Genomic DNA, 25650 nt, shown 5'->3' with positions numbered 1-25650 from the left:
GGTCAGGAACGGAACCCCGCGTGGACGTGGTCGTGGTGGGTCTCGTCGCTGAAGAACTGGTTCGCCGTGGTGCCGCCCGGGAGTCGGCGGGGGCCGCCCACGTTGTAGGAGCCGGCGGCCGCCGCGGCGCGCATGAAGGAGTCGACCAGGTCGGTCGGGGTGGCCGGGTCGACCACCGGACGGCCGTCGATCTGCCAGGTGTCGAACGCCCGGCCCTGCGGGTGGTCGCTCGGGCGGTCGGTGCCGAAGACCAGCAGGGGATGGCCCGAACGCACCACGGTCACCCCGAACGCGTACGGCCCGGCCAGGGTGAGCATCGCGGTCAGCACCGACTCGTGGACCTGCCCGCTGCGCACGTCGGCCGCCGCCGCCGGGGGCAGCGCGATGCGGGGCTGCGCCAGCACCCTGGTCGCCGGGTCGGGGAGGGCGGCCGCGGCGGGGCCCGGGTCGGCCGGACGGAGGGCGGTGACCGTCCATCGCGGGGTCGCGCGGGACAGCCGGACGTCCACGGTGGTGCCGGTGGAGACCACGCCGCCGTCCGCGGCCGCCAGCCACTGGCGGCACACCACCAGGACGCTCGCGGTGTCCGTCAGCAGCCCGCCGTACTGGGCGTACACCACCTCCAGCGCGGCCTGCGGGGCGTCCGCGAGCAGTGCACCGCCCTGCTCGGCGAGGCCCGGCTCGGCCCCCGCGGCCGCCACCCGCTGCCGGGCCGCCGCCAGGCCCTGGCCGCCGACCGGCCAGCTGCCGATCGCCTCCACCACCTGCGCCGCCCGGAGTTTGACGTCCGGTTGGAGCTCGCCCGGCCCCGGCTGCCAGGCGGCCGGCGACGGGAAGGCGCTGGGCGTCGGTGCGGGGGAGGCGGGCGGCGGCGAGGAGGTGGTCGGCGCCGAAGCGGTGGTCGGCGCCGAGCGGCCGGGCGACGAGGAGCAGGCCGTCAGGGCGCTGCCGAGCCCGGCCAGCAGGACGGCTCGTCGGCCGGGGTCGTGGGACGGGACGCGCACCGTCCCACTATCGGTGCGGGACGGCGGTGCGGCCGTGCCGACCCGCCGGGGGCTGGGGGAGGGACGGTGAGCAGCAGCGATGCGGCCACCGCGCCGAGGACGACCGGGGCAGGCCGCGCGGGCAGGGGCGACCCGCCGGCGGCGCGGGCGAGGGCGACCCGCCGGGTCACGGAGAGGGGTGGCGAGCGGTCGGCGGCGCGGGCACGCTGACCGGGCCGAGGACGCGGGTGCTGACCTGACGCCCGCTCAGTTCGCGCCGAAGGCGTGGGCGAGGCAGCCGGCGAGGGCGAGGAGTGCAGCGGTGGCCGCGCCGATGCGGAGCACGCGCCGGCGGAGGGCGGCGGGGCGGTGCGGGGCGGCGGGTTCGGGCAGGGGGCGGGCCAGGGCGGTCAGGCCGGCGGCGGTGGCGAGGAGGCCGCCGAGCGGGACGGCGGTGGTGACGAACCAGCGGCCGGGGGAGGGGGCGGTGCAGTGGCCGTCGGTGTCGCAGTGGACGGTCAGCACGGTGCCGGGGGCGTACCGTTCGGCGGCGTCGGCGAGACGCAGCGGACGGGCCGCGTCGCCGGTGCCGTCGCAGTGGGTGGTGGCGGCGCGGCCGTGGCCGGTGAGGGTGCAGGAGGTCACGGTCAGGCGGGCCTGCGGCAGGCGCTGGTCGGCGGCGAGCCGGTGCAGCCCGAGCACGCCGCCCCCCAGGACGGCCACGCCCAGCGCGGTGCCCAGGACGGCGAGCAGGAGGGCCCGGACCCGGCCGGTCGCGGTGCCGGCCGGGTGGCCGCTCGATCCGCGTCTCGGCGTGGCCCCGTCCTTGGTCCGGTCCCGCTTCCCGGCGCGCCGCTGCTCGGGCATGACGGCCCCCCACCTTCCCCCGTGCGTGCGCCGGTCGCGGCGCGACGGCACAACGTACCGCCGCCGGGGCGGGGCCGAACACCCCGGGACGGCGGATAGCATCGGCGGATGACCGAGTTCAGGATCGTGCAGGCCACCGCGCTGGACGTCGACGAGACCTGGCGGCGCGTCACCGACTGGCCGCGGCACGGGGCCGGCGTCCCGTTCACCCGGGTCGAGTCCGACGGGCGGACGGTGCGGGCCAGGACCGGCGTGGGCCGGATCGGCTTCGACGACGTGATGGACCTGGCCCGCTGGGAGCCCCCGCAGGACGGCCGGCCCGGGATCTGCCGGCTCGCCAAGCGCGGCCCGGTGGTGCACGGCTGGGCGGAGATCGAGGTCCGCCGCTACCGCGGCGGCGCGGTGGTCCGGTGGCGGGAGGACCTCCGCTTCGACCTGCTGCCGGCGCTGTTCGACCGGCCGACGGCCTGGTGCGGGCGGATCGTGTTCCGCCGGGCGCTGCGCGCCCTGCTGCGGTGAGACGCCCGGGCCCGGACCGCGCGGCGGTCCGGCCCGGCCGGGTGTGCGGGTGCGTCAGATCAGGCCCTGCGCCAGCATCGCGTCGGCGACCAGCTCGAAGCCGGCGATGTTCGCGCCGACCACGTAGTTGCCGGGGCTGCCGTACTTCTCGGCGGTGGTGTAGCAGGAGTCGTGGATGTGCTTCATGATCTCGCCGAGGCGGGCCTCGGTGTGCTCGAAGGTCCACGAGTCGCGGGAGGCGTTCTGCTGCATCTCCAGGGCACTGGTGGCGACGCCGCCCGCGTTGGCGGCCTTGCCGGGCGCGAACGCCACGCCGGCCTCCTGCAGGACCCGCACCGCCTCGGGGGTGGTGGGCATGTTGGCGCCCTCGGCGACGGCCTTCACCCCGCCGCGGACCAGCGCCAGCGCGTCCGACTCGTGCAGCTCGTTCTGGGTCGCGCAGGGCAGCGCCACGTCGCACGGCACGTTCCACACGCCCGTGCCGGCCACGTACTTGACGTGCGGGCCGCGGGCCTCGGCGTAGTCCGAGACCCGGCCGCGGCGGGTCTCCTTGACCTCCTTCAGCAGCGCCAGGTCGATGCCCTTCTCGTCCACCACGTAGCCGGTCGAGTCCGAGCAGGTCAGCACCGTCGCGCCGAGCTGCTGGGCCTTCTCGGTCGCGTAGATCGCCACGTTGCCGGAGCCGGAGACCACCACGCGCTGCCCGGCGAGGCTCTCGCCGCGGGTGCGCAGCATCTCCTCGGTGAACATCACGCAGCCGTAGCCGGTGGCCTCGGTCCGCGCCTGCGCGCCGCCCCAGCCCAGGCCCTTGCCGGTCAGCACGCCCGACTCGTAGCGGTTGGTGATCCGCTTGTACTGGCCGAACAGGTAGCCGATCTCGCGGCCGCCGACACCGATGTCACCGGCCGGGACGTCGGTGTACTCGCCGAGGTGGCGGTGCAGTTCGAGCATGAACGACTGGCAGAACCGCATGATCTCGGCGTCCGAGCGGCCCTTCGGGTCGAAGTCCGAGCCGCCCTTGCCGCCGCCGATCGGCATTCCGGTCAGCGCGTTCTTGAAGATCTGCTCGAAGCCCAGGAACTTGACGATTCCGAGGTTGACGGAGGGGTGGAAGCGCAGTCCGCCCTTGTACGGGCCGAGCGCGCTGGAGAACTCCACCCGGAACCCGCGGTTGACGTGGATGCCGCCCCGATCGTCGGACCACGGCACCCGGAAGATCAGCTGCCGCTCGGGCTCGCAGATCCGCTCGACGATCCGTGCGTCGAGCAGCTCGGGACGCTTCACCAGCACCGGCCCGAGCGTGTCGAGGACCTCGCGGACCGCCTGGTGGAACTCGTTCTCGCCCTGGTTGCGGCGCAGCACCTCCTGGTACAGCGGCTCGATCAGGCGGGCGTCGGTCTCGGTCGACACGGCAGAGCTGGGGGTGGCCGGCATGCAGGCACAACCTTCCGTGGATCGGATGGTGAGCGATGGTCCACCCCAGTGTCCCAGCGCTGAGCTGGGTTTTCCGGCAGGACGGCCGGCATGTGAACACCCGGCGGGGTATTTTCGGTCGACCGAACGGAATTTCCCCGGCCCTGGCCCGGTCGCCAGCGGGCCCGTCGTCCCAACCTCAGGGAATCATGTGGATTCGGTGTGAGTTCCGGGGGCGGCGCGGCGCGCCGGCCTCGGGTCGCGGGGACTGACGGCGCCCTCCCCCGGGTGCGGCCGGGGGAGGGGTGCGGGGGTCAGTGGCGGGGCTGGATCCACCAGGCGGTGGTGGCCGGGGGCAGGGTGTCGGGCGGACAGGGGCCGGAGGAGAGCAGGGGCGGGCCGGTGACCGGGGCCGGGGCGGGGACGGTGCCGAAGTTGGTGGCGACCAGCAGGCCGTCGCCGCGGGTGAAGGCCAGCACGTTCGGCGGGGTCTCCAGCCAGCGCAAGGTGCCCTCGCCGAGCTGCGGGAGCAGCCGGCGCAGGTGCAGCGCCTCCCGGTACAGGTGGTACGGGGAGGTGTGGTCGGCCAGCGCCCGCTCCGCGGTGTGCCGGGCGAACGAGGCGGGCTGCGGCAGCCAGCTCGGGGCCGAGCCCTCCGGGCTGAAGCCGTAGGGGGCGCGGGTGCCGGCCCACGGCAGCGGGACGCGGCAGCCGTCCCGGATGCCCTTGCGGCTGCCGGTGCGGTGGAAGATCGGGTCGGTGATCACCTCGTCCGGCAGGTCGTCGACCTCCGGCAGGCCCAGCTCCTCACCCTGGTACAGGTAGGCCGCGCCGGGCAGCGAGAGCATCAACAGGGCGGCCGCGCGGGCCCGTTCGGGGCTGCCGAAGCGGGTGGTGGTGCGGACCTGGTCGTGGTTGTTGAGCACCCAGGTGACGGTGGACCCGGTGGCGGTGATGTCGCGCACCGCGGCGTCGATCACCTGGTGGAAGTGCTCGGCGTCCCACGGGGCGTGCAGCAGGTGGAAGAAGAACGCCTGGTGCAGTTCGTCCCCGCGCACGTACTTGGCCTGCTCGGCGGGCGTCGGCACGGACGCCTCGCCGACCAGCAGCCGCTGCCGTCCGTCCCGCTCGGTGTACTCCTCGCAGATCGCCCGCCAGGACCGCCAGATGCCGTGCACCTCCGGCTGGTTCCAGGCCAGCGGGTTGACCGAGTCGCGGGTGCGCTCGTCGGCGTCCGGGTCGGGGGAGTCCGGCAGTTCGGGGTGCTTGTACAGGCCGGCGGCGACGTCGATGCGGAAGCCGTCCACGCCGCGGTCCAGCCAGAACCGCAGCACCTTCTCGAACTCGGTGGGCACCTCGGGGTTGCGCCAGTTCAGGTCGGGCTGCTCCGGGGTGAACATGTGCAGGTACCACTGCCCCGGGGTGCCGTCGGGCTCGGTGATCCGGCTCCAGGCCGGTCCGCCGAACATCGCCCGCCAGTTGTTGGGCGGCAGTTCGCCGGCCGCGCCGCGGCCGTCGGCGAAGTGGAAGCGGTTGCGGGAGGCGGAGCCGGGGGTGGCGGCCAGCGCCTCCAGGAACCACGGGTGTTCGGCGGAGCAGTGGTTGGGCACGGTGTCCAGCACCAGGCGCAGGCCGAGCTTGCGGCAGTCCTCGACCAGCAGGTCGAAGTCCTCCAGGGTGCCGAACATCGGGTCGACGCCCTTGTAGTCGGCCACGTCGTAGCCGTGGTCGTGCTGCGGCGAGGGGTAGAACGGGTTCAGCCACACCCCGTCCACGCCGAGGCGCTTCAGGTAGGGCAGGCGGGCGCGCACGCCCGGCAGGTCGCCGATGCCGTCGCCGTTGGAGTCCTGGAAGCTGCGCACGTACACCTGGTAGATCACCGCGTCGCGCCACCACAGGGCGTCGGCGGCGGCGGAGGCCGCCTGTTCCTCCGGGAGCGGGTGCTCGGCGGGGAGGACGGTGGAGGAGCGCGGCGGATCGCCGGGGACGAGGGACGTGATCATGGCGTCACCTTCACGGGAGCGCGCGAGGGAGGTCGCGCTGACAGGCACGGGCCCCGCCTGACATACCGTCAGTTCCTCGGGGATACCTAGATGTTAGGTATAGGCCAAACTGCGTGTCCAGGAGACTGCCGGGGAAGATGTCACTTCCTGGGACTCGCGGTGCCACCAGTCGGGACGAAACCGGGCGAACAACCAACCGTGCCACGAGCGAGTAAGGGGGCGCACACCGGGGTACACCAACGCCCAGGAGCGCCGCCCGGCGTACGACCGACGATGCTCGGCCGCACGGCGTGCTCCCCCCACCACCCTTGAAGGGAGGCACCCCAGAGTGCGGCTACCGCTGCTCGCTCTGCTCGCCACGGGCCCCGCGCACGGCTACCAGCTCCGGCGCGCCCTGGAGTCCACGTTCGGCCCGGCCTACCAGCGCACCAACGACGGCCAGGTGTACGTCACGCTCGGCCGGCTGGAGAAGTCCGGCCTGATCGAGGGTCAGGACGTCGCCCAGGACGGGCGGCCCTCGAAGCGGGTCTTCGTGCTCACCGAGGACGGCCGGGCCGAGCTGGCCGCCTGGTTCGCCCGGCCGTCGGAGGGCGGCAAGGTCCGGGAGGACTTCTTCCTCAAACTGGTGCTCGGCCCGCACACCCGGCTGGCCGACCCGCGCGCCCTGATCGACCTGCAGCGCTCGCACTGCCTGGCCGCGATCCGCGGCCTGCACGCCACCGCCGACCGGAGCGAGGGCCACGGCGTGTCCCGGCTGCTGATCGAGGGCGAGGTGCTGCACCTGAAGGCCGAACTCGACTGGCTGGAGCGCTGCCAGCAGGAGTTCACCTGACGCCGGGACGAGCGGGCGCCGCGGTTCACGGCGCACCGGGGAGCCCGGCCCGCATGCCGGCCAGCAGCCAGTCCAGGGCGCGGTGGAACTCGCGTTCGCGGAGCAGGTGCTCGGGCTCCCGGGGGCGCTCCACCAGCGCACCCGACTCGGCGATCTCCGGGACCTTCGACACCGCCTCGGTGATCTCCGCGATCAGGCCGTCGGTGGTGGTCCCCGCCGCGGCCGCCTTCTCCCGCCAGTTGATCTCCGTGGTGGTGAAGCCGTACGCGTACTGGAAGACCGCGGACAGCGCCGCCAGCGCGTCGGCCTCCGGCAGCGGGGAGTCCCGGGCCACCTCCAGCGCGCGGGCCGAGAAGCGCACCGAGTTCGGTCCGATGTTCAGGTAGTCGGCGTAGATCCGCACCGCCCACGGGTGCGCCAGCATCGCCGCCCGCCAGGTCACCGCGAGCGCCCGCAGGCCCGCCTGCCAGTCCGAGCCGTCGCCCGGCGCCGGCAGCGCCATCTCGCCCGCCACCACGTCCAGCGCCAGCTCCAGCAGGTCGTCCTTGTCGGCGACGTACCAGTACAGCGACATCGGCGTGACGTCCAACCGGGCCGCCAGCGCCCGCATCGAGAACTTCGCCTCGCCCTGCTCGTCCAGCAGCCGGACCGCCGCCGCGACGATCACCTCCCGGTCCAGGCCGCCCGCGCCACCGGTGCGCGCCTCGGCCCGGCCCGCGCGACGGCCGCGGGTGGGCGGCGGGGCGAGCCACACGCTCTTCCTGACCTGGGAGGCTCGCTTCGCGGCCACGCTGCTCCTTCACGTCCGACGGGGGTGGCACCACCGTACGGCCTCGGGCGCGGGGGGCGGACGGGGAGCCCGGGCGTCAGGGCGTGGCCGCCGGCTCGGGCTCGCGCTCCGCGCCGGCCGGGGCCGCGGGGCCGCCGCGCTCGGCGCGGAGCAGCAGCGCTCCCGAGACCAGACCGCCGAGCAGCACGGCCGCAGCCCCGATCAGCTGACTGCTGGTCAGGCCGTGCGCGAACGCGTCCCGCACCGCCGCCCGGGCGGCCTCGCCCGGGGCCGCGGCCAGCGCCTCCGGCAGCGACCTCGCCGCCCCGGCCGGGACGCCGTCCGGCAGGCCCGCGGCGAAGCGCGAACCGAGCACCGCGCCCAGCACCGCCACCCCCAGGCCGCCGCCGAACTCCGTCACCGTGCCCTGCACACCCGCGCCCGCGCCCGCCCGCTCCGGCGGTATCGCACCCATCACGGCCGCCGCCATCGCCGGATTGGCGACCGCGATGCCGCAGCCCATCAGCACCAGACCCGCCAGCAGCCCCGGGTACCCGTGCCCGCCCAGCTCGGCGATCAGCGCCAACCCGCCGGCCAGCAGGGCCATGCCGAGCGCGATCGCCCCCGCGAAGCCGAGCCGCGGCAGCAGCTTGGCGCCCACGCCCGTCAGGTTGAGCGCGACGATCACCAGCGCCAGCGGCGACATCCGCAGCGCGGCCTGCAACGGCAGGTAGCCGAGCACCAGTTGCAGGTACTGGGTGAGCAGGAACAGCGAGCCCGCCATGCCGAACGCCACCAGGATGCCGCCCGCCACCGCGCCGTTGAACCGCCGGTTCCGGAAGAAGCCCAGGTCGAGCATCGGCGTCGGGGTGCGCGACTCCCAGGCCACGAAGCCGGACAGGCCCGCCGCGCCGACCGCCGCCGACAGCAGCACCCCGCCCGAGCCCCAGCCGTCCACCGGCCCCGAGATGATCGCGTACACCAGGCCGACCATGCCGACCGTCGACAGCACCGCGCCCGGCACGTCCGGCCGCCGCCCCGACGGGTCCTTGCTCTCCGGCAGCAGGCGGGCCACCGCGAGCAGGCCCAGCAGCGCCACCGGAACGTTGATCAGGAAGATCGACCCCCACCAGAAGTGCGCCAGCAGCACCCCGCCGAGCAGCGGACCGCCCGCGAAGCCCAGCGAACTGACGGCCCCCCAGATCCCGATCGCCTTCGGCACCTCGGCCCCCTGGAACACGTGCACCACCACCGCGAGCGTGGTGGTCATCAGCAGCGCGCCGCCGATGCCCATCCCCGCCCGGGCGGCGATCAGCTGCCCCGAGGACTGGGCGAACGCCGCCGCCGTCGACCCCAGCCCGAACAGCGCGAGCCCCACCAGCAGCGCCCGCCTGCGCCCGTACCGGTCGGCCAGACTGCCGGCCGTCAGCAGCAGCCCCGACTGCACCAGCGCATACGCGTTGATCATCCACTGGACGTCGGCCGTGCCCGCGCCCAGATCCTCCGTCAGGGACGGGATCGCCACGTTCAGCACGGTGTTGTCCACCAGCACCACCAGCGTGGCCAGGCACACCACCGCGAGGATCACCCAGCGCCGCGGGTGCGGGGCGATCGGAGAGACGGACGGCTGTGACAACAGGGCTCCCTCGGCGGTGGGTGGGCGTGACCTTTCGTTGTACACCGTAGAGGAGGTCTTCTACGGTGTACAACGAATATCCGCGGGAGGGTGCGGTGCGTGACGGCCCACGGCGGTCGGGTCAGTCGGACTGCCAGCGGCGCTCGCCGTCGACCACCGCGGCGGTCGGGGCGAGACCGAGGGCGGCGGCCACGGCCGCCGAGGCGTGGTGGTCGGGGTGGACGTGGGCGAGCAGCCGCGTCACGCCCTGCCCGCGCAGCCAGTCGGTCACCGCCCGGGCGCCGTCCTTCGCGTAGCCGCGGCCCTGCTGGGCGGTGCCCACCACCCAGGCGAGTTCGGCCTCCGTCCGCCCGTCCGCCGTCCGTCGCAGGGTCGCCTGCACGGTGCCGACCAGGACGCCGTCCGAGGTCCGGCGGATCAGCCAGTTCAGCCAGCCCTCCGTGCCGTCCGGTGACCGACCCGCCGTCTGGCGGCGGTACGCGGCCTCGAGTTCGGCCGGTGAGCGGGGCGTGCCGCCGGTGAACGCGTGCAGCCGCGCGTCGTCGAACAGCGCGTGCGCCTCCGCGGCGTGCGCGACCCGCAGCGGCTCCAGGCGGAGGGCGGCGGTGACGATCTCGGCGGCGACGGGCCAGGCGGTCGGTTCGGGCATCCGGGGAGCGTACCCGAGCGGTCGGCCCGGGCCGGGGAGACAGGATTTCGACAGGTTTTTCGGCAGCGGAAGCGCGGCGGGCGGAACAAGCTCCGACGGATTCGTGGAATCGGCCTGACTAACCGTCATATTGCTTTGCAAAAGTTTGAGTTGGTGCATTCGCCGAATGGGGTCCGCGGGCGATTGTTTTCGGTCGATGCCGGGCGGCGACGGGGCTTCGGAGGTGCGGCCTCCGCGGTCGCGGCCAGCGCGAAGATCCGAATGGCGGTCCTTGCGCGGGAGGGTGCAATCGGCCAAGCCGTCGAGGCGCGCTGCTGCCGGACGCACCCCGCGACCTAGACTCGCCAACGGGTCGGCGCGAAGCCCGGGAGATCGAACTCCGGGCACGCGACCAAGGGGGGCCCGGATACCGGCACACCCGCACCATCTGCGTGAGCATGCATGCCGCAGTCTGCCCGGCACATCGACCAGCTCAGAGGAGTTTGCCATGTCCGACCTGTCCCGTTCCGTGGAGACCGAGACCGTCCTCGACCTGCAGGACCTCGACCTCAGCGAGCTCACCGTCACCTCGCTGCGCGACACCGTCGCGCTGCCCGAGAACGGCGCCTCCTGGGGCTCCTGCTCCTGCCAGGGCTCGTCCTCCTGCGCCCAGCCGCAGCAGCTCTGACCCGATCGCCGGTCCGGCCCGGATCACCCCCGGGTCGGACCGGCCCGACCCCAGCGGAGGCCACCATGTCCGACCACCTCGGCGGCGCGCCCGCGCCCACCGACCTGCGGTTCGACGACCTCGATCTCGATCTCGACCTCGGAGAGCTGACCGTCACCGCGCTGCGCGACACCGTCGCGCTCCCCGAGGGCGGTGCGTCCGGCGCACCCAGCTCCACCTCCTGCGGTTCCTCGTCCTGCGCGGTCCCGCACCCGCCGACCCAGCCGCTCTGAGGCCGGGCCGTCCGCACCACGGGAGCCCGCCGCCGCCCGCAGGCGCGGCGGCGCCGGGCTCCCGGCCGCCGACTTCCCTTCCCCGTGGCGCTGTTGACCGATCGGAGGTGCCCGCCCGCCATGTCCCACCCCGCCCAGGACCGCCCCGCGCCGGACCGCCCCGCGCCGGACCGCCCCGCGCAGGACCTCCCCGCGCAGGACCTCCCCGCCGGGGCCGGCCCGGTACCGGCCGCCCTCGCGCCCTACGCACTCGTCCGGTCCACAGTGCTCGCCCGGTCCGCGCAGCCCGCGGAGACCGCGACCGTCCGGGCGGCCCTCGACGAGCTCCGCCGGATCGAAGCCGAGTCGGAGCAGCTGAGGGCCGCGCTCGGCGACGACCTGTACGCCAGCCGGGACGGCCACGGCGAGGAGTTCCACCGGCGCGTCGTGCTCCCGCTCCGCCGCGACCTGCACAACGGCCGGCCGCCGCGCCCGCTGCCGCCCGACCGGCTCGGCGACCTGCCCGAACGCCTGCCCCGGCTCGCACGCTGGCTCCGACTGGGCGACCGGCGAACGGAGTTGCTGGCCGCCCTCGCCACCGGCGTCCCACCCGCACTGGCCGCCGAGCGGGCCGCGCTCGCCGCCATCTGCCGCGACCCCGCCTTCGCCCGGGCCGTCGCCACCACCAGCGCCGACCTGCTGCGCGCGGTCACCGCCAACGGCCACCACCCCGACGGGGCCGGCGCCCGCAGCGGGCGGCGCCGGAAGGAAGAGGCCACCGTCCTGCGCCACGCCCTCCGGGCCACCTGCAAGACCAGTCCGCTGTCCTGGTTCACGGCAGTGGGCTGGGTGAGTGGGGAACCGGCCCCGGACGACGCCGGCGGGCCGGCGGACGGGCCGGCCGGAGCCACTCTCCGGGAGCTCCCCGGGGCGGCCGCGCAACCGGGTGACGTCCACCGCGCGCCGATCTCCGTGGTGCGGGTGAACCGGGCGCTGGTGGGCGCGTTGGTGGTGGCGCTGCTCGACCGCCCGCGACGCAGGCTGAGCCTGCCGCACGCGATGACCAGCGCGGCCGTGATCGACGGCGGTCAGGCGCGGTACGCGCGGACCCGCACGGTGTTCGCGGGTGGACGCTACCTGGTCGGCCGCGAGGAACAGCTCGACCTGGCCGCTCGTCCCGAACTCGCCCTGGTGGCAAGCCTGGTCGAGTACCCCGAGCTGCCCGGGCCGCTCGGCACCCGGCTGGCCGCGGCGCTCGGCCGGCCGGTCGGCGACCCCGGCGTGCAGCGCTTCCTCGGCCAACTCCTCGACGCCGAACTGCTGGTGCCCGTCGAACCGGTGCACCCGCAGCACCCCGAGCCGCTCGCCGCCCTCGCCGTCTGGCTCGAACAGTGGCCGCAGGATGCGGAGTTGATCCGCCGGATCCGCCGGATCGACGCAGCCACGAAAGCCTTCGCCGCGACACCCGCAGCCGACCGGCCGCGCGCCCTGGCCGAGCTTGCCGGGGACTGGCGCCACCTGCTCGCCGACGCCGGCCGGCCCGTTCCGGCGGACGCCGCGCCACTGACCGTCCTCAGCGAGGACGTTCACGAGACGCCCTCGTCAGGGGCCGCCCGGTTCGGAGGGTCGGGCGACCGGCCCGGGGAGACGGTGCCGCACCGGTGGCGGTGCCCGGCGGGCTCGGAGAGGAGAACGGGAGGTCGGTGGCTTCGGGTGATGTCACGTCACTTGCAGTGCCCGGCGCAGGCGTTCCGGCGTCGGAGTGGTCTGGCGTCGGGGGGTTGGTGGCGGGAGTCGGGGCTGTGCCGCGGGCGGGGCTCGGTGGAGTGGGTGGGTCGGTGGCTTTGGGTGATGCCGCGTCATCGGCGCGGCCCGGGGCGGGCGTTCAGGGGTCGGTGTCGGCGGGTGGCGCGGAGGTGGGCCGGGTGCTGGGGGTTGGTGATCGGGAGGTGTTGGCTGAACTGGGGGCGGTGGCCGAGCTGTTCGACCATGGGCACCTGATGCGGCGGGCGGCGCGGGACCGGTTCGTGGCCCGGTACGGGGTGGGTGGGGTGTGTGGTGCGCCCTGGGAGTTCGGGGCGGACGTCGCGGCGGCGTGGTCCGAGGTGCGGGTTCCCGCCGAACTGGCGGCGCTCCGCGCCGAGTTCACCGCCCTGGCGGAGGTGGACGGGGAGTTGGCGCTGCCCGCCGGGGCGGTGCGCGCGCTGGCCGGGCGGCTGCCCGGGTGGACGGCCGCCCGGCCGCTCAGCTACGCGTGGTTCGTCCAACGGGACCCCGCCGACGGGCTGTTGTGCGTCAACCACATCTACGGCGGGTGGGGGCGGTTCACCAGTCGCTTCCTCGACGCCGCACCGCCCGGCGCCGCGGCCGAGGTGGCCCGGCAGCTGCGGGCCGGTCTCGGGCCGGGGGCACGGGCCGCGCAGATCCGTCCGGTCGGCGGGTTCAACGCCAACCTGCACCCGCTGCTGCTCGCCGAGGAGATCGGCCCCGACCGCCACCGCACCGCACTCGCCGAGGCCGACCTCGAACTCGTCCACGACCGGCGCACCGACCAGCTCCGGCTGCGGATCCGGTCCACCGGTGAGCCTCTGGACGTGCTCTACCTGGGTTTCCTCGCGCCGATCATGCTTCCGCAGCGGCTCGCGCCGTTGCTCGACGACCACCCCAACGGCGCGGTCGACCTGCGCTCCTGGCTGCCCCGGACCGCGCTGACCGCGCCCGGCGGCACCGTCCTGCGCACCCCGAGGCTGCGCCACCGCCAGGTCGTGCTGACCCGCCGCCGCTGGCACCTCCCACCGCCCGTGCTCGCCGCGCTGCGCTCCGAACTGGCAGAGGAGGCACGGGAGCTGACGGTGCCGCTGGCGGCCGTGGCGCGCTGGCGGTCCCGGCTCGGCCTGCCCGAGCAGCTGTTCCTGCACCCCGCGGCGGAACCGGTGACCGACCGGACGCCCGCGGAGGCGTTCGCCGCCCATCTGCGGGCGCCCAAGCCGCAGCCCGTCGACCTGGGGAACCCGCTGCACCTGCTGCACCTCGACCGGTGGCTGGCCCGTCACCCGGGCGGCGCGGTGCTGGAGGAAGCGCTGCCGGCGATCGGCGGCGGGAGCGGACCGGAGCGGACGGTCGAGCTGGTGGTGGAGAGCTACCGGCCGGCCCGCGGGCCGGCAACCGACGGAGAGTCGGAGACGGCTCCGGCCCGGACCGGGCTGCGGAACGCGGGAGGGGAACGATGACCGGGGCGCACGATGTGGTGCTGACCTACTACCAGCCCGTCAAGGCGCGGGCGCTGCGCGAGGCCGTCCTGCCGGTGGCCCGGGACGCGGTCGCCGCGGGACTGGGCGCGCACGTCGAGCGGCACTGGCGGTTCGGACCGCACCTGCGCCTGCGGCTGTCCGGACCGGCGGACCCGGCGGCGCGCGCGGCCGCCGACGCCGCGGACCGGCTGCGGCAGTGGGCCGCCGCCCACCCGTCCGTCGCCGACCGGAGCGATCGGCAGCTGCTCGACGAGGCGGCGGTGGCCGGTCGCGCCGAGCTGATCGCGCCCCCGTACGGCCCGCTGCACCCCGACAACACCGTCCGGGTCGCGCCCGTCGACCCGGCGGCGACCGCGGCCCTCCAGGCGCTGCTCGGCGTGGAATCCGCTGCGCTGCGCGAGGAGTTGCTGCAGCTCGGCCTGCCCGCGCTGAGCTCCGGATGCGCCTACCTGGGCGCGCACGGCGACCGCGAGCAGGCCCGCGTCCAGCTGGCCGTCGTCGCGCTCGCCGCGCACGCCGCCGCCCACCCCGACGGGCTGATCGGCGCGCACTACTCGTACCTCTCGCACCTGGAGGACTTCCTGCTCCACGAGGACCCGGACGGCCGGCTGCGGGCCGCCTTCGACCGCGCCTGGGACGGGATCGGCGACAGCGTCACCGCCCTGGTCGGCCGGATCACCGGCGGCGGCGCCCGGGGCTTCGAACGGGACTGGGCCCACTGGTCGGTGACGGCCTGGCAGCGCGCCGGGCAGTTGCACGCGGCCGGAGCCGACCTGGGCGGCAGCCGGGCCGAGTACCGCGACCGGGCCGCCGCGCTCGGCGATCCCGCCACCGCGAACCGCTGGGACCCCGAACGGCGGCTGCGCTACAGCGAGTTCCACCGCCTGCTGCACCGCTCCGACCCGACCGGCACCATGTGGACCCGGCCCGACTACCTGATCCACCGCGCCGCCACCAACGGCCTCTACCGCCTGCTGGCGGTCTGCGACCTCCGCCCGGTGGAGCGCTACCTCGCCGCCCACCTGGTGGTGCGCACCGTGCCCGCACTCACCGGCCACCGCTGGCAGGACCGGGTCGCCGAGGTGATCGAGACCGTGGAGGCCGGACGATGAGCGGTCCCGAGGATCGTCGGGAGCGGCTGCGCCCAGGCGTCGCCGCCACCCTGCTGCGCGACGGGCTGCACCCGCGGGCGCGCGGCACGGCCGTGACCCTCGAAGGCAGCCGGGCCCTGCCCCGGCTGTGGCCGGTGCTGGCGGCGCGGCTCGGCGGCGACCGGGAGGCGGCGGCCGCGACCGCCGGCCCGCCGGAGCTGGAGGCGGCCCTGGCCACCGTGACGGCCCGGCTGCGCGAGCACGACCTGCTGGTCGACCACCCGGCCGGCGCCGAACTCCCGCCCTGGCCGGGTGCGGTGGCCGCCGACCCGGCCGCGGCCGTGAGCGCCCTCGCGGCCGCCCGCCCGGTGGTCACCGCAGCCGACCCCGCGGCCCGGTCGGCCCGGGCGGTGCTCGACGCCCTCGCCCGGGGTGGCGCCGCGCCCGCTGTCCACCCCGACCCGGCCCTGCCGCCCGGCCTGGTGATCGCCTCCGTGGCGCAGCCGCCGCGCGCGGTCGCCGTCCACTTCGGCGCCGGGTTCGTCACCGCCCCGACCGGCCCCGACCGGGTGCGGGCGGACGCGGAGCAGCTCGCCGCCCGGCTCGGGCCGGCGGACGAGCCGTCCGAGCTGCTGGCGACGCTGCTCGCGGCGGCCGCCGCCCAGCGGCTGCTGTGCGCCGTCGCAGACCTGCCGGACCCCGCCGACACGGTGCCCGACCCGCGACTGCCGCCCGGCCGCCCGGCCGTGCTGATCGCCGAGGACCGGCCGCCCCGCGCCGAGTACCACCCGTGGGCCGCCGGGCCCGGCCCGGCGGCGGCAGCGCCCGCGGAGCTGGCCGAGGCCCTGCACCGGATCGCCGCGCTCGCGGACCGGCGGCTCGGCGTCCTCGACGCGCCGTCACCGGGCGGCCTGCCGCAGCTCCCCGTCCCCACGGTGTCCTGCCCGACCCCGGCCGGGGCGCTGCTCGCCGTCGCCCCCCGCACCGACCTGGCCCGGCTGGCCGCCGCCTGCCGCTCCGCCGAACTGCACCTCGCCGCCGAGGGCGCGCCCGCCGGGGCGGTGGTCGGCGCCGGATTCGGGCACGCGCTCGGGCGGGCGCTGCGCCGGGCCGCCGCCGCGGGCCGCTGGGAGCCGGCCGGGCCCCCGCCGCCCGATCAGCTCGACCATCCGCAGGCGGCGCACTGGCTGGCCGTACTGGCCCGCGGCCTGGGGCGGGCCCCGGTGGTGACGGTACGTCGGTTGAGCGGTGGGGGAGCGTGGACGGCGGAGGTGGAAGGCTGTCGCGCGATCGAGGCCGGGGCGGCGGACGCGCTCGCCCTGGCGGCGCTCGACGCGCTCGGACACCGGACGGAGGCCGCCCGGCACACGGTGCTCACCGGCGCGGCCGCCCCCTTGGCGGCCGCCGGCCGCCGGCCCGCCGCCTGGGCGGACGCCGGACACACCGACCGGTGGCTGACCGAACTCGCCTACCGGGAGCCGCAGTTGCAGACCACCCTGCAGGCCGCAACCGGCCTCCGGGCGGTGCCCCGGTCCGGACGGACCGCGCTGGCCACCGCGCTCGCCGGGTGCGGGTTCACCGTGCTGGTGCCCGAGGGTGCGCGGTGAACGGCCCGGGCACCCTCCGGCGCCCCGCGCGGAGGCCGAGCTGCCGCGGTGGCGCCACGAGCAGTCGGAGCGTACGGGGCACCGCCCCGGGCGGACCCGGGCTCACGGCGGCGGCGCCGGAGGAGGGCCGATGAGCGGATACCCGGTGCTCGACGCCGCGCAGGCGCTGGCCGCCACCGGCGGCACCGCCGTGGTGCGGCTCTCCTCCTGGACCCTGGAGCTGGCGGAGCGCCTCAGCCGGCACGCGCTGGCCCACCCCGTGCGGTGGGTGCCGGTGCGGGAGGACGGGGCGCTGACCCTGATCGGCCCGGTGCTCGGGCCCGGCGCGGCGGCGTGCCTGCGGTGCGCCGAACAGCAGCGGCTCGCCACCGCCGGGGGCCGGGTGCCCTGGCCGAGCCCCGCGCTGGCACTCGGCGGCACCGGCACCCCCGCGTTCGGCGGCGCCGTGGCCGCCCTCGCCGACTCCCTCGCCTCGGCCGCCGAGCCGGACGACCACGGCACCGTGCACCTGGTCGACGGCGACCGGGCGCTCTGGTCCACCCACCGGGTACGCCCGGTCGGCGGCTGCCCGGTCTGCCGGCCGCTGCCCGCCGACGCGCCCGACCCGGGCCTGCGCGTCGGGGACGCGCCGCGCCCGCTGCCGGACGCCGCGGTGCTGCGCGGAGGCAACGACCGGACCGGCGCGGACCCGCTGCGCACCGAGCTGTACGACGAACGCTTCGGCCCCGTACGGCGGTTGTTCCGCACCGAGGACTCGGCGTTCGCCCTCACCACGGCCTGGGTGACCGACGGCCGGCTGCTGGACGACGGCGGCTACGGGCGGGGCGTCGACTACCGGGCGAGCGAGCGGACCGCCCTCTTCGAAGCCGTCGAGCGGCTCACCGGGATGCGCCCGCACGGCCGGCGGACCGTCCTGCGCGGCTCGTACCGGGACCTGGCACGGCAGTCGGGCGCCGACGCGGTCCTCGACCCGGAGCGCCTCGGGCTGCCCGACGAGACACCGGCCGGCCAGCCCGGCGTCGCCACCGTCCCCTACCGGCCCGAGCTGGAACTCGACTGGGTGCACGCCTGGTCGCTCACCCACCGCCGGCCGGTCGCCGTGCCCGAGCACGTCGCCTACTGGGACGTCCCCGGCGCGGACCGGCCGCGGGTGGTCTACGAGTCCTCCAACGGCTGCGGCCTCGGCAACAGCCCGGAGGAGGCCGCGCTCTACGGGCTGTTCGAAGTCGCCGAGCGGGACGCCTTCCTGATGGCCTGGTACCCGGCCACCCCGCTGCCCGCCGTCGCCGTCCCCGCCGACGACCCGGAGACCGCCGGCCTCGCCGAACGGGCCCGGCTGCTCGGCTACCGGCTCACCCTGCTCGACGCCACCAACGACCTCGGCATCCCCGCCGTGATCGCCGTCTGCCACTACCGCGGCACCCACCCCGACGCGCCGCGCACCTTCCTGGCCGCCGGCGCCCACCACGACCCGAGGGCGGCGATCCGGTCCGCCGCCGCCGAGGTGGTCACCAACGTGCAGGAGGCGCCGCACCGGGAATCCGCGCAGGGCGGCCCGCGCGACCCCGACCGGCTGCGGACCATGCTCACCCGCCCCGACCTGGTCGTCACCCTCGACGACCACGTCGGCCTCAACACCCTCCCCGAGGCCGCCCCCCGACTCGCCTTCCTGCGCCAGGGCCCGCCGCCCGTCCCCTGGCAGCAGCGCTGGCCCGGCGCCCCACAGCCCGTCACCGACCTGACCCGGCTGCTCGACGCGACCGTCCGGCGGTTCGCCGCCCAGGGGCTGGAGGTGCTCGTCGTGCGGCAGGACGAGCCGGGCGTCCGCGACCGCCTCGGCCTGCACGCCGCCAAGGTGATCGTCCCCGGCACCCTCCCGATGACCTTCGGGCACGCCAACCGCCGCACCCGCGGCCTGCCGCGGCTGCTCGACGTCCCGCACCGCCTCGGCCGCACCGACCGCCGGCCGGTGCACGCCGAACTCCCCCTGCACCCCCACCCGTTCCCCTAGCCGCCCCGGGAAGGCCGCCATGACCACCGACCACCCGCGGGCCGCCCGCTGGCACAGCCTGCACCTCGCCCTGCCGCTCGACACCGCCGGCACCGACGCGTTCCTCACCGCCGACCTCGCGCCGCTGATGGACGGCCGACCCGACGCGGACTGGTTCTTCATCCGCTACGGCGAGGGCGGCCCGCACCTGCGGATCCGCTTCCGGGGCGACCGCCCGGAGGACACCGCCGAGGAACTCGCCCGGCTGGCCGGCCGGCGCACCCCGCCCGACAGCCCCTGGGCCGCCGGGCACGGCGCCGTCACCGCCGTGCCCTACCGGCCGGAGACCGAACGGTACGGCGGCGCGACGCTGCTGCCGCTCGCCGAAGAGGTCTTCACCCGGTCCACCCGCACCGCGCTGGACGCCCTGCACGCCATGGACGCCTCGGGCGGGGGCCGGCTGGCCGTCGCCCTCGACCTCGCCCACGCCACCGCGCACGGCCTCGGCCTCGCCCCCGTCCCCGCCGCCCGCTGGCTGCGCCGGCACGCCGCCTCCTGGCGCTGGGTCACCGAGTACCCGCCGCTGCCCGGCGCGGCCGTCCACACCAAGGTCAACTCGGTCTTCGCACAACAGCGTTCACGGCTCGCCGAGCGCGCCGGCGCGCTGCGCGCCGCCCTCGACGCCGCCACCGCCCCGGCCTGGCTGACCGCCTGGTCCGCGCAGGTGTCGGACGCCGCCGCGCGGATGCGCGCCGCCGCCCCGGACACCTCCGACGAGCGGCTCGGCTGGATCTGGGCGTCCCAACTGCACATGCTGTTCAACCGCCTCGGCGTCGGACCCGACGAGGAACGCGCCGTCGGCCGGCTGGCCGGCCGCACCCTGCTGGAGACCGACCGGCCGTTCACCTTCTTCCCCGACGACGACCCGCACGCGCCGGACCTGCAGTACCTGGAACGCAGCAAGTTCCAGATCGGCCGCAGCGAGGACACCACGCTGCGCGAACTCCCGCCCGCCGCACCGACGTCGCACCGGCCCGGCGACCTCCCGCTGCCCGCCGACCCGCTGCCGCCGGTCCTGCTCGCCGACGCCCTGCGGGCCCGCCGCTCGGTCCGCGGCGCGCTGCGCGGACCGCTCACCGCCGGGACCCTCGGCAGCGTGCTGTGGTCCGCGTACGCGCCGGGGGCGGACCACCGCCCGTACCCCAGCGCCGGCGCCCTGCACAGCGTCCACGTCCGCCTGGTCGCGCTCGCCGTCGACGGCCTTGCTCCCGGCACCTACGCGTGCCTGCCCGAACACCGCACCCTGCGCCCGATCGGGCCCGCCCCCGCCCTCGACGACCTCAAGGCGCTCTCCTCCTACCTCTCCCGCCCGCTCACCGACCCCGACGCCGTCGGCATCGACGAGGCCCCAGCCGTCCTCGCCCTCCACCTCGACCTGGCCCGGCTGCGGCACCGCTACGGCCTGCGCGCGCTCCGCCTGGGGCTCCTGGAGGCCGGCCACCTCGCCCAGAACCTCCTGCTCACCGCCGCCGCCCACCACCTCGGCACCATCCCGCTCGGCGGCCTGCACGACGACCTCGCCCACGAACTCCTCGCCCTGGACGACCTCGACCAGCCCCTCCAGTACCTGCTGCCCCTGGGCAGGTCGTAGGACACGACGGATCCCCCGGGGGGCTCGGCCCGGCCCCCGGGGGACGTTCGGCGGGTCAGCCGAACGGCAGCTCGGCCCCGGTGGTGCCGGACGGGAACGCATGGGTGCGGCCGTCCAGGCGGACGTTCCACGGCTTGGCGCTGTCGGTCGCCACGAACAGGCGGTCGCCCTCGCGGCGGACGGTGAAGGTGGCGGCCGCGCCCGGACCGGAGGCCGCCGGGACGACCAGCTCCCGGCTCGCGCCGTCCGCGAACGCGTGCACCAGCAGCGTGACGCCGTCCGCCCAGTCGGAGACCGGCCGGGAGTCGTCGGCGGCCAGCGGCAGCACGGAGTCCGGGCGGGCCAGCAGCGGCAGGGTGTCGAAGCCGTGCCGTTCCCGGACCCAGCGCGGGCCGGTGATCCGGTCACCCGTCAGGACGTTCGTCCACTCGCCCGCCGGCACGTAGTACTCCACCGTGCCGTCCTCGGTGAACACCGGCGCCACCAGCAGGTCCCCGCCCAGCAGGTACTGACGGTCCAGCGCGGCCACCGCCGGATCGGACGGGAACTCCAGCAGCATGGCCCGCATCACCGGGATGCCCTCGCCGTGCGCGACCTGGGCGGCCCGCTGCAGGTACGGGGCCAGCCGGTGCTTCAGCCGGGTGAACGCCCGGGTGACCGCCACCGCCTCCTCGCCGTAGTCCCACGGCACCCGGTACGACTTGGAGCCGTGCAGCCGGCTGTGCGAGGACAGCAGCCCGAACTGCACCCAGCGCTTGAACACCGCCTCGGTCGGCGTCCCCTCGAAGCCGCCGATGTCGTGGCTCCAGAACCCAAAGCCCGACAGGCCCAGCGACAGTCCGCCGCGCAGCGACTCCGCCATCGCGGTGAACGTCGACTCGCAGTCACCGCCCCAGTGCACCGGGAACTGCTGCCCGCCCGCCGTCGCCGACCGCGCGAACAGCACCGCCTCGCCCTCGCCGCGCTCCTCGCGCAGCAGCTCGAACACGGCCCGGTTGTACAGCTGGGTGTACAGGTTGTGCATCCGCTCCGGGTCCGAACCGTCGTGCCACACCACGTCGGTGGGGATCCGCTCGCCGAAGTCGGTCTTGAAGCAGTCCACGCCCTGGTCGAGCAGCCGGCGCAGCCGCCCGGTGAACCAGGCCGTCGCCTCCGGGTTGGTGAAGTCCACCAGCGCCATGCCGGGCTGCCACAGGTCCCACTGCCAGACCGTGCCGTCCGCCCGGCGCACCAGGTACCCCTTGCGCATGCCCTCCTCGAACAGTTCGGAGCGCTGCGCCAGGTACGGGTTGATCCACACGCACAGCTTCAGCCCCTGCTCCTTCAGCCGGGCCAGCATGCCCGCCGGGTCCGGGAAGGTGGCCGGGTCCCAGACGAAGTCGCTCCAGTGGTAGCCGCGCATCCAGAAGCAGTCGAAGTGGAACACCGACAGCGGGATGCCGCGCTCGGCCATGCCCCGGGTGAACCGGGTGACCGTCTCCTCGTCGTAGTCGGTGGTGAACGAGGTCGACAGCCAGAGGCCCAGCGCCCAGGCCGGCGGCAGCGCGGGCCGGCCCAGCAGCCCGGTGTACCGCGTCAACACCTCCTTGGGCGTGGGCCCGTGGAAGACCAGGAACTCCATCGACTGGTCCTCGACGCTGAACTGCACCTGGCCGACGGCCTCGCTGCCCACCTCGTACGACACCCGGCCCGGGTGGTTCACCAGCACCCCGTAGCCGCGGCTGCTCAGGTGGAACGGCACGTTCTTGTACGCCTGTTCGCTGCTGGTGCCGCCGTCGGCCTGCCAGATGTCCACCACCTGGCCGTTCTTGACGAACGGGGTGAACCGCTCGCCCAGCCCGTACACGGACTCCCCGACGCCGAGCGCCAGTTGGGCCACCATGTGGTGCCGGCCGTCGGCGTCGACGGCGAAGCCGAGGCCGCGCCCGCCGAGTTCGGTCAGCACCTCCCCGTCGGCGCGGAACTCCGCCTTCCACGGCCCTTCGGTGTCCACCCGCAGGGTCAGCCCGCCGGAGCGGAGTTCGACCACCGACCCGTCCCGGGCCACCGCTCCCGCGCCGCCGTGCTGCCCGACGAACTCGAACCCCCCGCCGGGCCGCACCGAACCGGCGTGGTGGGTGAACCGCACGGCGATCACCCCTTCGGCGGGCGAGTGGCACTCGACCGTCAGGAGGGGGGAGTTGAGGGTGTCGGCGCGATCGGTGACCCGGCGCAGCGGCGCCCAGAGGGTGAACCGGTCCGGCTCGGTGCGGACATCGGCGACCTCGGCGGCGTAGCGGTTGGTCACCCCGGGGCGCATCAGCCAGTAGCCGTCAGTGAATTTCATGAGAGGGGGACTCCAGACCCAGGGCGCGTGGACTGCGGGGAAGCGGGCGGAAGGGGCGGTACGGGCGGCGGTGATGCCCCGGGGGCGGAAGCGGGAGGAGCCCCCGGGGCGGTCCGGCGCACCGTCGGATCAGGCGACGGTGAATCCCGCGAGCCGCACCGGGCCGCGGAGGGTGACCAGCAGGTCGTGCACGCCCTCGGGCACCTCGGACAGGTCGGCGGCGACCGTCGTCCAGGCGTACCGGTCGCCGGTCCGCGGCACCGGAAGGACGGCGAGGAGCTGCCCGCCCACCGAGAGCGACACCTCCGCGGCGTCGGCCGCCACCCGGGCGACCTCCACCGAGACCTCCCGGGCGCCTGTCAACTCCGCCCGCGCGAACAGTAGTTCCGCGTCGCTCCCGGCAGGGGTGGTCGCGTCGCCCGCCTCCCGCGCGGCGTCCACCAGCACGATGCCCCGGTGCGCGTCGAAGTCCGCGGCCGCGGTGCGCCGGCCGATCACGGTGCGGGGCGCGGGCGCCGCACCGGTGACGGTCAGCTCGACGGTGGACCGGAGGTCCTCCGCGGAGGCGCCGGCCAGCAGTGCGTAGCGGCCCGGGTCGACGGTGAAGCAGCCCTGCGCGACGTCCCAGTGCGCCAGGTGCTCGGCCACCGGCAGCTCGAACTCGATCCGCCGGCTCTCGCCGGGCGCCAGACGGATCTTGCGGAAGTCGGCGAGCCGCCGGCGCGGGGCCTGGTAGCGGGCCTCCAGCGGGCGGACGTACAGCTGGACGACCTCGGTGCCGGTGCGCTCGCCGGTGTTGGTGACCGTCAACGCGGCCCGGACGCTGCCGTCCTGACCGGTCGTCGCGGTGTCGATTGCCAACTCGCCGTAGGCGAACGAGGTGTAGGACAGGCCGTGCCCGAAGGGGTAGCGCGGGGCGGCGGCGTGGTATTGGTACGTCCAGCCGGCCTGGATGATGTCGTAGTCCAGGGGGTGCGGCAGTTCGTCGTCGCCGCGGTACCAGGTCTGCGGGAGGCGCCCGGCCGGGTCGGCGTCGCCGAACAGGACGTCGGCGAGGGCGTGGCCGGCCTCCTGCCCGGCGTGCGAGGTCCACAGGACGGCGGGCAGGTGCTCGTCGGCCCAATCGACGGCGTAGGGGTAACTGCTCATCAGGACCAGCGCGGTGGCGGGACGGACGGCGGCCACGGCGCGCAGCAGCTCCTCCTGGGCGGGCGCCAGGGCCAGGCCGCTGCGGTCCTCGGTCTCGCGGCCGTGGATCAGCGGGTGGTTGCCGAGGACGACCACGGCGAGGTCGGCTGCGGCGGCTGCGGCGACGGCCTCCGCCCGCCCGTCGCGCAGCAGTTCGCGCTGCCAGGGCTCGGCGTCGGCCGGGTTCTCGGCGGTCATCCGGACGGCGCCCCCGGCATCGAGGGCCGCGTACCTGCCGCTGAGCACCGACTGCAGGAGCCAGTGGTCGGCGGGCCCGGCGGGAACCAGCCGGAAGGTCTCGTGCACGTCCCAGCTCTTGACCACCGGCTGGTCGGCGAGCAGCGAGCCGTCCTCCTTGACGGAGAGGAACCGCCCGGTGTCGGCGGCGCGCAGGGTGAACACGCCCAGGCCCCAGTCGCCGAGGTCGAACGCGGTGCCGGCCAGCGGCTCGCCGCTGCCGGCAGAGCGCAGCAGGATCCGGTCGATGCCCTCGCAGACCGTCAACTCCCCTCCCGCCGGGGCGAGTCGGGCCCGCAGGCCGTCGGCGACGGTGACCGCGTAGGGCAGCGTTCCGGAGTACCAGTCCTCGTAGAGGGCGTCGGCGTGCGGGCCGATCACGGCGATCCGGGGCGCGCCGGCCAGCGGCAGCAGGCCGTCGTTCTTCAGCAGCACGGTGGACTCGGCGGCGGCCCGGCGGGCCAGCGCCCGATGCGGGGCGCTGTCGACCACGTCCGCCCCGATGGTCGCGTACGGGTCCAGTTCGGGATCGAACTCGCCGAGGCGGAAGCGGAGTTCGAGCTGGCGGCGGACGGCCAGGTCGACGTCCTCCTGGTCGATCAGGCCGCGCTCCAGGGCGGTGCGCAGGCGGCCGATCACGGTCTCGCTGTCCTCGCCGTGGTCGGTGAAGGAGTCGATGCCGGCCTTCAGGGCGGCGGCGTGCGACTCGGCGTGGTCGTCGAAGTAGTGCTCGGGGTCGACCAGGTTGGACGGGGCCTCGGCGTCGGAGACCACGAAGAGCTGACGGCCGGTCGGCTCGGCCCAGCGGCGCAGCTCGCTCTCCAGCAGCGGGGAGACGTGACAGGGACGGCCGTTGACCAGGTTGTAGGCGGCCATCACGCCGGTGGCCGCGCCGGAGGCGATCGCGGGCCGGAACGCGGCCAGGTCGTACTCGTGCAGGACGCGCGGGCGCAGGCCGGAGGAGGTGGTGCAGCGGTCGTCCTCGTTGTTGTAGGCGAGGAAGTGCTTGAGCACCGGCGCGGCCCGCAGGTAGGTCGGGTGGTCGCCGGCCAGGCCGCGGCAGAAGGCCTCGCCGATCCGGGCGGTGTGCACCGGGTCCTCGGAGTAGCCCTCCTCGTTGCGGCCCCAGCGCGGGTCGCGGAGCAGGTTCAGCACCGGCGCCCAGGCCTGCAGGCTGTTCGGGCCGCGGTCGGGGGCGATGGCCGCCGGGCGGTGGTGGTGGAAGGCCCGCAGTTCGACCGAGGTCGCCTCGGCGACCTCGCGGACCAGGGCCTCGTCCCAGCTCGCGCCGAGGCCGACGGCCTGCGGGAACGCGGTGGCGACGCCCAGCCAGGAGACGCCGTGCAGGGCCTCCGCACCGGTGCGGAAGGCGCCCAGGCCGAGGTGCGGGGCGGCGGGGGAGTACTGGTGGAGCATTGAGAGGCGCTCGTCGGGGGAGAGCCGGGACAGCAGATCGTCGACGCGCTTGTCCAACGGTAGCGCGGGATCGCGGAACGGGTACCGCTCGGCGGCGGACGGGGACGGGGAACTCAACGGGCTCACCCCAGGGAGGATCGTGCGGTGCGGTCGGTCGTCGAAGCGAATCGACGCTGACACGAAGCATTCGGTGTGTCAACACCCATGAGTTACCGGTGAATTGAATTTGTCCAGGCACTTGCCCAACCGGAAACGTGTCGTTAGTGTCGCCGCAACATCAAGCGCTTCGACAGTCAAGCGCTTC

19 protein-coding genes are annotated in these 25650 nt (G+C 75.6%); 10 read left to right on the top strand and 9 right to left on the bottom strand.

Annotated features, from left to right (window positions below; all coding sequences use genetic code 11):
• Nucleotides 1-2 precede the first annotated feature (2 nt).
• Nucleotides 3-1004 (bottom strand): hypothetical protein, encoded by a 1002-nt coding sequence (locus tag BX266_RS01975; protein WP_099897203.1) that lies wholly within the window; start codon nucleotides 1002-1004, stop codon nucleotides 3-5.
• 246 nt (nucleotides 1005-1250) lie between these two features.
• A complete protein-coding gene (locus tag BX266_RS01970; protein ID WP_107490707.1) occupies nucleotides 1251-1850 on the bottom strand; it encodes a hypothetical protein in 600 nt (199 codons plus the stop codon).
• 108 nt (nucleotides 1851-1958) lie between these two features.
• Here BX266_RS01970 and BX266_RS01965 point away from each other — a divergent pair, with 108 nt between their 5' ends.
• The gene (locus BX266_RS01965) at nucleotides 1959-2369 is read left to right on the top strand and encodes an Immediate-early protein 2 (RefSeq protein ID WP_099897202.1); all 411 of its coding nucleotides are present in this window, start codon (nucleotides 1959-1961) and stop codon (nucleotides 2367-2369) included.
• A 54-nt stretch (nucleotides 2370-2423) separates the two neighbouring features.
• Here the strand turns inward: BX266_RS01965 and gdhA are convergent, their stop codons facing one another.
• The gene (gene gdhA / locus BX266_RS01960; RefSeq protein ID WP_099897201.1) at nucleotides 2424-3803 is read right to left on the bottom strand and encodes an NADP-specific glutamate dehydrogenase; all 1380 of its coding nucleotides are present in this window, start codon (nucleotides 3801-3803) and stop codon (nucleotides 2424-2426) included.
• A 293-nt stretch (nucleotides 3804-4096) separates the two neighbouring features.
• Nucleotides 4097-5785 carry a glycoside hydrolase family 13 protein gene (locus BX266_RS01955; RefSeq protein WP_259464487.1) on the bottom strand — a complete coding sequence of 563 codons (1689 nt, stop codon included), beginning with the start codon at nucleotides 5783-5785 and terminating at the stop codon, nucleotides 4097-4099.
• Nucleotides 5786-6113: 328 nt separating this feature from the next.
• Between BX266_RS01955 and BX266_RS01950 the strand changes: the two genes are divergently transcribed.
• Nucleotides 6114-6617, top strand: a complete 504-nt coding sequence (locus tag BX266_RS01950; protein WP_099897200.1) for a PadR family transcriptional regulator — start codon at nucleotides 6114-6116, stop codon at nucleotides 6615-6617.
• 25 nt (nucleotides 6618-6642) lie between these two features.
• Here BX266_RS01950 and BX266_RS40725 read toward each other — a convergent pair whose 3' ends face one another.
• From BX266_RS40725 to BX266_RS01935, 3 genes are all read right to left on the bottom strand, one after another.
• Entirely contained in the window at nucleotides 6643-7407 is a 765-nt protein-coding gene (locus BX266_RS40725) for a TetR/AcrR family transcriptional regulator (protein ID WP_099897199.1), read from the bottom strand.
• 76 nt (nucleotides 7408-7483) lie between these two features.
• Entirely contained in the window at nucleotides 7484-9022 is a 1539-nt protein-coding gene (locus tag BX266_RS01940; RefSeq protein ID WP_099897198.1) for an MFS transporter, read from the bottom strand.
• A 121-nt stretch (nucleotides 9023-9143) separates the two neighbouring features.
• Nucleotides 9144-9671 (bottom strand): GNAT family N-acetyltransferase, encoded by a 528-nt coding sequence (locus tag BX266_RS01935; protein WP_099897197.1) that lies wholly within the window; start codon nucleotides 9669-9671, stop codon nucleotides 9144-9146.
• 487 nt (nucleotides 9672-10158) lie between these two features.
• Between BX266_RS01935 and BX266_RS01930 the strand changes: the two genes are divergently transcribed.
• From BX266_RS01930 to BX266_RS01885, 8 genes are all read left to right on the top strand, one after another.
• On the top strand, nucleotides 10159-10338 hold the full coding sequence (locus tag BX266_RS01930; protein ID WP_099897196.1) for a thiazolylpeptide-type bacteriocin: 180 nt from the start codon (nucleotides 10159-10161) through the stop codon (nucleotides 10336-10338).
• Nucleotides 10339-10403: 65 nt separating this feature from the next.
• Nucleotides 10404-10610, top strand: coding sequence for a thiazolylpeptide-type bacteriocin (locus BX266_RS01925; protein ID WP_099897195.1), 207 nt, complete (start codon nucleotides 10404-10406; stop codon nucleotides 10608-10610).
• A gap of 120 nt (nucleotides 10611-10730) precedes the next feature.
• Nucleotides 10731-12590: a lantibiotic dehydratase gene (locus tag BX266_RS38305; RefSeq protein WP_183096865.1), complete on the top strand. Its 1860-nt coding sequence runs from the start codon at nucleotides 10731-10733 to the stop codon at nucleotides 12588-12590.
• Nucleotides 12539-13819: a lantibiotic dehydratase gene (locus BX266_RS01905; protein ID WP_147437088.1), complete on the top strand. Its 1281-nt coding sequence runs from the start codon at nucleotides 12539-12541 to the stop codon at nucleotides 13817-13819. Before BX266_RS38305 ends, BX266_RS01905 begins: the two co-directional genes overlap by 52 nt.
• Complete coding sequence (locus BX266_RS01900) at nucleotides 13816-14952, top strand: lantibiotic dehydratase C-terminal domain-containing protein (protein WP_099897193.1); 1137 nt, start codon at nucleotides 13816-13818, stop codon at nucleotides 14950-14952. The genes BX266_RS01905 and BX266_RS01900 overlap by 4 nt, the downstream gene beginning before the upstream one ends.
• On the top strand, nucleotides 14949-16538 hold the full coding sequence (locus BX266_RS01895) for a hypothetical protein (RefSeq protein ID WP_099897192.1): 1590 nt from the start codon (nucleotides 14949-14951) through the stop codon (nucleotides 16536-16538). Before BX266_RS01900 ends, BX266_RS01895 begins: the two co-directional genes overlap by 4 nt.
• A 130-nt stretch (nucleotides 16539-16668) precedes the next feature.
• Nucleotides 16669-18549, top strand: a complete 1881-nt coding sequence (locus tag BX266_RS01890) for a TOMM precursor leader peptide-binding protein (RefSeq protein WP_099897191.1) — start codon at nucleotides 16669-16671, stop codon at nucleotides 18547-18549.
• A 19-nt stretch (nucleotides 18550-18568) separates the two neighbouring features.
• Nucleotides 18569-20179, top strand: a complete 1611-nt coding sequence (locus BX266_RS01885) for a thiopeptide-type bacteriocin biosynthesis protein (RefSeq protein ID WP_099897190.1) — start codon at nucleotides 18569-18571, stop codon at nucleotides 20177-20179.
• Between the two features lie 55 nt (nucleotides 20180-20234).
• Here the strand turns inward: BX266_RS01885 and yicI are convergent, their stop codons facing one another.
• Both yicI and BX266_RS01875 read right to left on the bottom strand, forming a co-directional pair.
• Nucleotides 20235-22505, bottom strand: coding sequence for an alpha-xylosidase (gene yicI / locus BX266_RS01880; protein WP_099897189.1), 2271 nt, complete (start codon nucleotides 22503-22505; stop codon nucleotides 20235-20237).
• A gap of 129 nt (nucleotides 22506-22634) precedes the next feature.
• A complete protein-coding gene (locus BX266_RS01875; RefSeq protein ID WP_399168844.1) occupies nucleotides 22635-25472 on the bottom strand; it encodes a glycoside hydrolase family 3 protein in 2838 nt (945 codons plus the stop codon).
• Nucleotides 25473-25650: the final 178 nt, after the last annotated feature.

The sequence above is a fragment of the Streptomyces sp. TLI_171 genome (genome assembly GCF_003610255.1).
GTDB lineage: Bacteria > Actinomycetota > Actinomycetes > Streptomycetales > Streptomycetaceae > Kitasatospora.
The sequence above is the reverse complement of the archived record's forward strand: the minus strand, read 5'-3'. Positions and strand labels throughout refer to the sequence as shown.